This is a genomic window from Streptomyces arenae (assembly GCF_022343545.1).
Classification (GTDB): domain Bacteria; phylum Actinomycetota; class Actinomycetes; order Streptomycetales; family Streptomycetaceae; genus Streptomyces; species Streptomyces humi.
Genome location: NZ_JAKQYH010000086.1, coordinates 142,245 through 150,989 on the forward strand (window position 1 = coordinate 142,245; position 8,745 = coordinate 150,989).

The 8,745-nt window shown below is 73.0% G+C and carries 5 protein-coding genes; 1 reads left to right on the forward strand and 4 read right to left on the reverse strand.

Annotated features, from left to right (window positions below; translation table 11 throughout):
* The first annotated feature begins 87 nt into the window (after positions 1-87).
* Positions 88-2,997, forward strand: a complete 2,910-nt coding sequence (locus MB828_RS39265; protein WP_301652333.1) for an ATP-binding protein — start codon at positions 88-90, stop codon at positions 2,995-2,997.
* 31 nt (positions 2,998-3,028) lie between these two features.
* Here MB828_RS39265 and MB828_RS39270 read toward each other — a convergent pair whose 3' ends face one another.
* The 4 genes from MB828_RS39270 to MB828_RS39285 all read right to left on the reverse strand — a co-directional run.
* A complete protein-coding gene (locus MB828_RS39270; protein WP_301652334.1) occupies positions 3,029-4,582 on the reverse strand; it encodes an acyl-CoA synthetase in 1,554 nt (517 codons plus the stop codon).
* Positions 4,579-5,688 carry a nitronate monooxygenase gene (locus MB828_RS39275; protein ID WP_133025146.1) on the reverse strand — a complete coding sequence of 370 codons (1,110 nt, stop codon included), beginning with the start codon at positions 5,686-5,688 and terminating at the stop codon, positions 4,579-4,581. Before MB828_RS39275 ends, MB828_RS39270 begins: the two co-directional genes overlap by 4 nt.
* 122 nt (positions 5,689-5,810) lie before the next feature.
* Complete coding sequence (locus MB828_RS39280) at positions 5,811-7,382, reverse strand: phytoene desaturase family protein (RefSeq protein ID WP_301652335.1); 1,572 nt, start codon at positions 7,380-7,382, stop codon at positions 5,811-5,813.
* A 132-nt stretch (positions 7,383-7,514) separates the two neighbouring features.
* Positions 7,515-8,745: tetratricopeptide repeat protein (locus MB828_RS39285; protein ID WP_301652336.1), on the reverse strand; the 1,231-nt coding region annotated here is incomplete at its 5' end.

The window sequence follows — 8,745 nt, forward strand, 5'->3', positions numbered from 1 at the left end:
TCTATGGTGCCCAAACCGTCTTGTCGCACCTCAGCGAGGCGTACGCTCGGCTTCCTCCGGGCCGAACGACAGAAAGCGGTACGGCACATGGCGATGGAGCTGCGGCAACCGATCAACGAGCAGTCCACGTTGATCGAACGCCGCCAGGAACTTCGCGCTCTGGACGCCGCATTCCAGGAACTGCGCCGCTCCACGGACGGCGTACCGCGAGCGCGGCGCGGGAGGCTGCTCGCCTTCAGCGGACCGGCCGGACTGGGCAAGACCGCGCTCATCGCGGCAGCACGCGACCGGGCCGCGGACACCGGATTCACCGTGCTGTCGGGCAGGGGCGGGGAGAACGAGCAGGGCTCGGCGTTCCGCGTGGTGCGCCAGTTGATGCAGCCGCCGCTGGCCACCATGGACGGGGCGGAACTCCGTGCCTTCCTGGGCAGCTGGTACGACGTCATGGCCGCCGTCCTCGGTCTGGAGGCGCGGGGCGCCGCCCCCGCGCCGGACCCGACCGGGGTCCGTGACGGTCTCGACTGGGTCATGACACGGCTCGCGGTGAAGAAGGCGCCCGTCGTCCTGCTCCTGGACGACCTGCACTGGGCGGACGCCGAATCCCTCAGCTGGCTCTCCTCGTTCGCGTCCCGGATCGACGACCTGCCGCTGCTGATGGTGCTCGCCTACCGGCCCGACGAACTGCCGGTGGAAGGCGGCGCGCTCCGCGCACTCCTCACGCATCACGGGGACCGCCCTCATGACCTGGCCCTGCTCAGTGCCGACGGCGTGGCACAGATCGTCAGGAACGAGGTGGGCGCGGAGGCCGAGGACGTCTTCTGCAAGGAGTGCTGGTCGGTCACCGGCGGAAGCCCCTTCGAGGTGGTGGAACTCGCCATCGGACTCGCCGAACGGAAGATCAGCGGCGCCCAGCACGAGCTGCCCGCCATGCGCGAACTGGCCGCGGCCATCAAGGGTCCCGGGCTGATCGAGCGCCTGAAACGGCTCGACACGGCCACGGTCCGCTTCGCGGACGCCGCAGCCGTCCTGGGTTCGCCGTTCTCACCGCAGCTCGCCGCGACCATCGCGGTGCTCGGCGACGACGCCGCGGCCGACGCGACCAGGCAGCTGCGGGCGGCCCGGATCCTCGCCGAGGACCATGGGCCCGAGGGCGAGCTGGAGTTCGTTCATCCGCTGATCGCGACGACGATCTACCGGTCCATCCGCCCCGGCTTCCGGGCCGGCCTGCACAACGCCGCCGCGGAGGCCCTCCTGACCGCGGGATACGGGCCCACCGCCGCCGCCCGGCATCTGCTGGAGGTGCCCTGTGAGGGCATCCCCGAGACGGTCGGCTGTCTGCGCGAGGCGGCTCGCGAGTACCTGCGTGCCGGGGCCACCGAGGCGGCCCGGCGGCTGCTGACCCGCGCCCTGCAGGAGCCGCCGCTGCCCGAGGACCGCGCCGCCGTCCTGCACGAACTCGCGTGCGCCACCTTCCTGATCGAGCCGACGGCCACGGTGCGGTATCTCCGCGAGGCGCTGACCGAACCGCACGTCGACCCCGAACTGCGCGCCTCCATCGTCTACCGGCTGACGACAGCGCTGGCCCACACCGATCAGATGGCCGAGGCCGTGGCCGTCGCCGCCGCGGAGGCGCGTCAGGCCACGCATCCTCGCGTCAAACTGCGCATGCAGGCGGATCACTTCGTCTGGAGCACGATGCGCGCCGACGATCCGGACTCACCCGCCCGCTCCCGGAGACTGGCCCGTCTCGCCGAGCAGTTGCCCGGTCGCAGCCTGGAGGAACGCTACATCCTGGGGCTGCGGGCCTGGGACGCCGTCCTGCGGGGCGAATCGCGCCACACCGCCCTCGCGTATGCCGAGAAGTCCCTGCACGGCGGCATGAGCTGGACCGACGAGAACCGTGGCTTCGAGGTGCCCCTCTCGGTCGCTCTGGTGTTCATGTACGCCGACCAGCCGCGACGGGCCGAGGAACTCTTCGAGCAGGGGATCGCCGAGTGCACCGCCAAGGGCTGGCACGGCTCCCACCTGGCCTTCGGCCAGACCATCGCCGGGTACGTCCGCTACCACCGTGGCTGCCTGGCCGAGGCGGAGGACCTCGTCCGGGAAGGTCTGCGCATCGCCGACAAGGTGGAAGGTGTCGTGGCCGCCCAGTGGTACGGCGTCAGCGTCCTGATCCAGACGCTGCTGGCCCGCGGGCGCCTGGCCGAGGCCCGCGCACTCGCCGACCGGCACCACTTCGGCGAGACGGCTCCGAACGCCGTCATCTATCCCGACCCCCGCACGGTGTACGCCGAACTGCTCCTCGCCGAAGGGCGGCACGCCGAGGCGGCGCGGCTGCTGGCCTCGGTCGGTGACTGGCTGGACGGCCGCGGCTGGCGCAATCCGGCCTGGTGTCCGTGGCAGTTGCGGCTCGCCTCCGCACTCGCCCCGATCGCCCCGGACGAGGCGGTCGTCCATGCCCAGGACGCCGTGCGCCGTGCCCGGGAGTTCGGGGCGGCCTCCACCATCGGGCAGGCCCTGCACACCCTCGCCGAGGTGACCGGCGGACCGACGGCCGCGCAGGTGCACGCGGAGGCGGTGCACCACCTGGAGCAGTCGCCCGCCGCCTGTGAACTGGCCCGCGCCCAGATCGGCCACGGCGCCGCGCTGTTGCGTGCCGGACGGCTCCAGGAGGCCGCCGACCGGCTGTACCAGGGGCTGGAAGGAGCCGTCCACTGCGGGGCCGAGGTGCTCGCCGGGCGGGCCCGGGAGGAGCTGTCGGCAGCCGGAATGCGCCCGCTGCCCCTGCGCTATGTCCAGGCCGTCACCCTGAGCCCGCAGGAACTGCGTACCGCCGAACTGACCGTCCAGGGGCAGCCGGTGGCGGCGGTGGCCGAGGAACTGCATCTCACCCAGCAGGGCGTTCGGCAGACGCTGTCCCGTATCTACCGCAAGGTCGGTACCGACTCGGCCGGTCTCGCCGACTTCCTGCAGGGCCGTTCCCGCCTCCACCCGTGAGCCGCCCCGTGTGCCGCCCCCGCGGCCCTGGTCACACCGGCCGGGTCCGGCCCTTCCAGAACGGCTCTCGCAACCTGCGCTTGTACAGCTTGCCGTTGGGGTCGCGGGGCATCTCGGTGATGAAGTCGACGGTCTTGGGGCACTTGTAGCCGGCGAGCCGTTCGGCGCAGTGGGTGAGGAGGGCGGCGGCGAGGTCCGGGCCCGGCTCGTGTCCGGGGGCGGGTTCGACGACGGCCTTGACCTCCTCCCCCCAGTCGTCGTGCGGGATGCCGAAGGCGGCGGCGTCGGCGACGGCGGGGTGGGAGAGCAGGGCGGACTCGATCTCGGCGGGGTAGATGTTGACCCCACCGGAGATGATCATGTCGATCTTGCGGTCGCGGAGGAAGAGGTAGCCGTCCTCGTCCAGGTAACCGAGGTCGCCCACGGTGAAGAAGTCACCGATGCGGTTCTTCCGCGTCTTGGCGTCGTCCTTGTGGTAGGAGAAGCCGCCGGTGTTCATCTTCATGTAGACGGTGCCGAGTTGACCGGCCGGCAGCCGGTTGCCGTCGTCGTCGAAGACGGCGAGTTCACTGATGGGCCAGGCCTTGCCGACCGTACCGGGCTTCTTCAGCCAGTCCTCGGCGGTCGCGAAGGCGCCGCCGCCCTCGCTGGCCGCGTAGTACTCCTCCACGCTGGGGCCCCACCAGTCGAGCATGGCCCGCTTGACGTGTTCCGGGCAGGGGGCGGCGCCGTGGATGGCGTGCCGCATGGACGAGACGTCGTAGCGGGCGCGCACCTGCTCGGGGAGGGCGAGCAGGCGGTGGAACTGGGTCGGGACCATATGGGTGTGGGTGCACCTGTGGGTGTCTATCAGGCGGAGCATCTCCTCCGGGGTCCACTTGTCCATCATGACCAGGCGGTGCCCTATGTGGAGCGAGGCGCCCGCGAACTGGAGCACGGCCGTGTGGTAGAGCGGCGAGCAGACCAGGTGGACGTTGTCACCGAAGGGCCGGATGCCGAAGATGCCGAGGAAACCACCGAGGTAGGCCTCCTCGGGGCGTCTGCCGGGCAGCGGGCGCCGGATGCCGCGTGGGCGTCCCGTCGTACCGGAGGTGTAGTTCATGACCCAGCCGAGTTCGCGGTCGGAGGGGGCCGACTCGGGCTGTCCGTCGAGGAGTTCGGCGTAGGGGCGGAAGCCCTCGATGTCACCGACGGCGTACCGGTGGGTGACGGGGAGGCCGGCCTCGTCGGCGGCGTGCCGGGCCGGGCCGGCGAAGCGTTCGTGGACGAGCAGCACCTTCGCCCCGGAGTCGGCGACGATCCAGGCGATCTCCGGGCCCACGAAGTGGTGGTTGACGGGGACGAGGTAGAGGCCGGCCTGGGTGGCCGCCAGGTAGGCGGTGAAGAACTCGGGTCCGTTGGGCAGGACCACCGCGAAGGCGTCGCCGCGGCGCAGGCCGGCCGCGCGCAGGCCGTGCACGAGGCGGTTGGTGGCCGCGTGCAGCCGGCCGGCGGTCCATTCCTCGCCGTCGGGTGCGACGAGCACGGTGCGGTCGGGGTCGCCGGTGGCCTGGGCCCAGAACCCGGCGGGAGGCGTGCTGGTCACGTGCCGCTCCTTCCGGCGATGCGGTTGATGCGGTCGACGGCCTGTTCGAAGCCGCGGGTGAGGTCGTCGAAGACGGCCTGGACGCTGCGTTCGCCGGTCATCCGGCCGACGATCTGGCCGACGGGGGTGCCGAGCAGGGGTTCGACCTCGTACTTCTGGATGCGGGTGAGGGCGTCGGCGACGAGCAGGCCCTGGAGGGGCATCGGGAGGGTGCCGGGGCCCTGCGGGTCGTCCCAGGCGTCGGTCCACTCGGTGCGCAGCTGGCGGGCCGGTTTCCCGGTCAGGGCGCGGGAGCGGACCGTGTCACCGGAGCCGGCGGCGAGCAGTTTGCGGGTCACGGCGGGCGAGGAGAGGTCGGCTTCGGTGACGGTCAGCCACACGGAGCCCAGCCACACGCCCTGGGCGCCGAGGGCGAGCGCGGCCGCCGCCTGCCGGCCGCTGCCGATGCCGCCGGCCGCCAGGACCGGCAGCGGGGCGACGGCGTCCACGACCTCGGGGGTGAGCACCATCGTGGCGATCTCCCCGGTGTGGCCGCCCGCCTCGTAGCCCTGGGCCACGACGACGTCGATGCCGGCGTCCCGGTGTTTCACGGCGTGCCGGGCGCTGCCCGCGAGCGCGGCGACCAGGACGCCCCGGTCGTGGGCGCGGTCGACGACGTCGGCGGGCGGCGAGCCCAGGGCGTTGGCGAGGAGCCGGATCGGGTAGTCGAAGGCGACGTCGAGCTGGGTGCGGGCGACCTGCTCCATCCACCCGGTGATGCGCCACCCGGACGCCTCGCCGTCGGCCAGCTCGGGCACCCCGTACTTGGCGAGGGTGTCGCGGACGAACTGCCGGTGCGTCTCAGGGATCATCGCCTCGACATCGGCCTCGGTGACGCCCTCCACCTTCTTGGCGGGCATCACGACGTCGAGCCCGTACGGCTTCCCGTCGACGTGCTCCTCGATCCAGTCGAGGTCGCGTTTGAGTTCGTCGGGTGCGGTGTAGCGGACCGCGCCGAGCACTCCGAAGCCGCCGGCCCTGCTGATGGCCGCGGCCACGGCGGGAAACGGCGTGAACCCGAAGACGGCGTGCTCGACTCCCAGGGTCTTGCTCAGCTCCGTCTGCATGGGCGCAGGATGCCGCAGCCGGGCGGCCGACGGAAGAGGTTTTCTGATGCTCCGTCAGATTTCCTCGCCGCTCCCGCCCGCCGGCCGGTGCCGGTCCGGCCCCGCTCGCCGATCCCCCGTGGTCAGCCGTCCGTCCGCTCCAGGACCGCCATCGCCGCGTTGTGGCCGGGCACCCCGCTCACCCCTCCGCCACGGACCGCGCCCGCCCCGCACAGCAGTACGTTGGCGTGCCGGGTCTCGACGCCCCAACGGCCCGTGCCGTCCTGGGCGTGGGGCCAGGACAGGTCGCGGTGGAAGATGTTGCCGCCGGGCAGGCGCAGGTCGTGTTCCAGGTCCAGCGGGGTCTTCGCCTCGATGCAGGGGCGGCCGTCCGCGTCGAGGGCGAGGCAGTCGGCGAGCGGCTCGGCGAGGTGGGCGTCGAGCTGGGCGAGGGTGGACTTCAGGAGTTCGGCGCGTACGGCGTCGTTGTCGGCGGTGAAGAGCCGCGCGGGCGTGTGCAGGCCGAACAGGGTGAGCGTCTGGTAGCCGCGTTCGACGAGGTCCCGGCCGAGGATCGTGGGGTCGGTCAGGGAGTGGCAGTAGATCTCCGAGGGCGGGGCGGCCGGGAGCCGGCCGGCCGCCGCCTCGGCGTGGGCGGTGGCCAGCTGCTCGTAGCCCTCGGCGATGTGGAAGGTGCCGGCGAACGCCTCGCGCGGGTCGACCGCGGTGTCGCGCAGTCTCGGCAGCCGCTTGAGCAGCATGTTGACCTTGAGCTGGGCGCCCTCGGCGGGCTCCGGCGCCGGGTCGCCGACCAGGCCGGCGAGTTCCTGCGGGGAGGCGTTGACCAGCACGTGCCGGGCGCCGACGACGCCCTCGCCGTCGGCGGTGCGGTAGGTGACCTCGGCGGCCCGGCCGTCGGTCTCGATCCGTACCGCCTCGTGTCCGGTGGTGAGCACGGCGCCCGCCGAGCGGGCCGCGGCGGCCAGCGCGTCGGTGAGGGCGCCCATGCCGCCGACCGGTACGTCCCAGGCGCCGGTGCCGCCGCCGATGACGTGGTAGAGGAAGCAGCGGTTCTGGCGCAGCGAGGTGTCGTGGGCGTCGGCGAAGGTGCCGATCAGCGCGTCCGTGAGGACGACCCCGCGCACCAGGTCGTCGGCGAAGTGCTCCTCGATCGCGACGCCGATGGGCTCCTCGAACAGTGTCCGCCAGGCCGCCTCGTCGTCGATCCGGCGGCGCAGTTCGTCGCGCGTGGGCAGCGGTTCGGTGAGGGTGGGGAAGACCCGCTCGGCGACCTGGCCCGTCATGCCGTAGAACCGCCGCCAGGCCCGGTACTCCTCCTTGCCTCCGGTCAGCCGTTCGAAGGCCTCGCGGATCCGCCGCTCGCCGCCGCCGACGAGCAGTCCGGTCGGCCGGCCGGCCCGTTCCACGGGCGTGTACGAGGAGACGGTGCGGCCGCGGACCCGGAAGTCCAGGCCGAGATCGCGGACGATCTTCCTGGGCAGCAGGCTGACCAGGTACGAGTAGCGCGAGAGCTTCGCGTCGACGCCGGTGAAGGGGCGGGTGGAGACGGCGGCGCCGCCGGTGTTGCCGAGCCGCTCCAGCACGAGCACGGAGCGGCCGGCCCGGGCCAGGTAGGCGGCGGCGACGAGGCCGTTGTGGCCGCCGCCGACGATGACTGTGTCGTAGGTCCGGGGCGCTGCGGTGGCAGGGGGCATGGTTCTTCGTAACACGTGATGATCTAGCTGGGTAAGAGGCGTGCCGATGCGCTTCGCGAGGGGGGGTCGGTTTGCGTGTGCGGGCCGGTGGGCGCCGGTCGCGCAGTTCCCGCGCTCCTTCGGGGGCGCGTTTCAGAGCCGTCCGCCGGACGCGCGCTGTTGGCGCAGTACCGCCACACGCCGGTACAACTCCACCGCCTCGGACCCTCGCCCCAGTTGCTCCAGGCAGTGGGCCTCGTCGTTGCGGCTGGCCAGGGTGTCGGCGTGGTCGGGGCCGAGGACGCGCTCGCGGGCCGCCGCCACCCGCCGGTACTCGGTCAGCGCGTCCGTCCAGCGGCCCAGCCAGCCCAGGCCGACGGCCACCTCTCGGCGGCTGACCAGGGTGTCGGGGTGGTCGGGGCCGAGGACGCGCTCGCGGATCGCGCAGACGTCACGGGACTCCGCGAGGGCCTCCTCCCAGCGGCCGAGACGGCCGAGGTTGACGCCGAGACCGTGGCGGGCCCGCAGGGTCTCGGGGTGGGCGGGGCCCTGGACACGGGTGCGGTCGTCGATCAGGGCGCGGTAGAGGATGAGCGCGTCCGCGCTGCGGCCGAGGCGCCCCAGGCTGATACCGAGCTCGTAGCGGGCGGCGAGAGTGTCGGGATGGTCGGGCCCGAGGGCCCGGGTCCGTGCCTCGGCGACCTCGCGGTAGGTGTGCAGGGCCTCCTCCCAGCGCCCCAACTGCCCCAGCGCGTAGGCGACTTCGTAACGGGTCACCAGGGTGTCGGGGTGCAGCGGGCCGAGCACCCGGGCGCGGGCCTCGGCCACGTCGTGGGCCATCCGGTACGAGTCCTCCAGCCGGCCCAGTCTGCTGAGGTTGAAGGCGAGGTTGTGGCGGCAGCGCAGGGTGTCGGGATGGTCCGGGCCCATCAGCCGCCGACGGGCCGCGAGTACGTCGGTGTACACCTGGTGGGCGTCGAAATGACGGCCCAACTGGCCCAGGACGTAGGCCGTTTCCTGCCGGGTGGCCAGGGTGTCCGGATGGTCCGCGCCGAGCACCCGCTCTCTGGACCTGGCGACCTCGGTGTACTCCTGAAGGGCGTCGAGGGCGCGGCCGGTGCGGCTGAGGGTGAAGGCGACCTCGTAGCGACTGGCGAGGGTGTCCGGGTGGTCGGCGCCCAGGAGGCCGGCGCGTTCGGCGGCGACCGCGCGGTGGATCTGGCCGGCCTCGGCCCAGCGCCCCAGGCGGCCGAGGCTGAGACCGGCGTTGTGACGGCCGGCGAGGACGGCGACCGTCCGCGGAGGCGGGGCGGCCCGCTGGGGCGGGGCGGTCTGCGGAGGCGGGGCGGTCTGGGGGGCAGGGGCGGAGGCCGGGGCGGGGGCC

Bases quoted from the DNA above. Each gene is read 5' to 3' on its own strand.
- MB828_RS39280 (WP_301652335.1), bottom strand. From the start codon at position 7,382: ATGCCCCCTGCCACCGCAGCGCCCCGGACCTACGACACAGTCATCGTC.
- MB828_RS39265 (WP_301652333.1), top strand. From the start codon at position 88: ATGGCGATGGAGCTGCGGCAACCGATCAACGAGCAGTCCACGTTGATC.
- MB828_RS39275 (WP_133025146.1), bottom strand. From the start codon at position 5,688: ATGCAGACGGAGCTGAGCAAGACCCTGGGAGTCGAGCACGCCGTCTTC.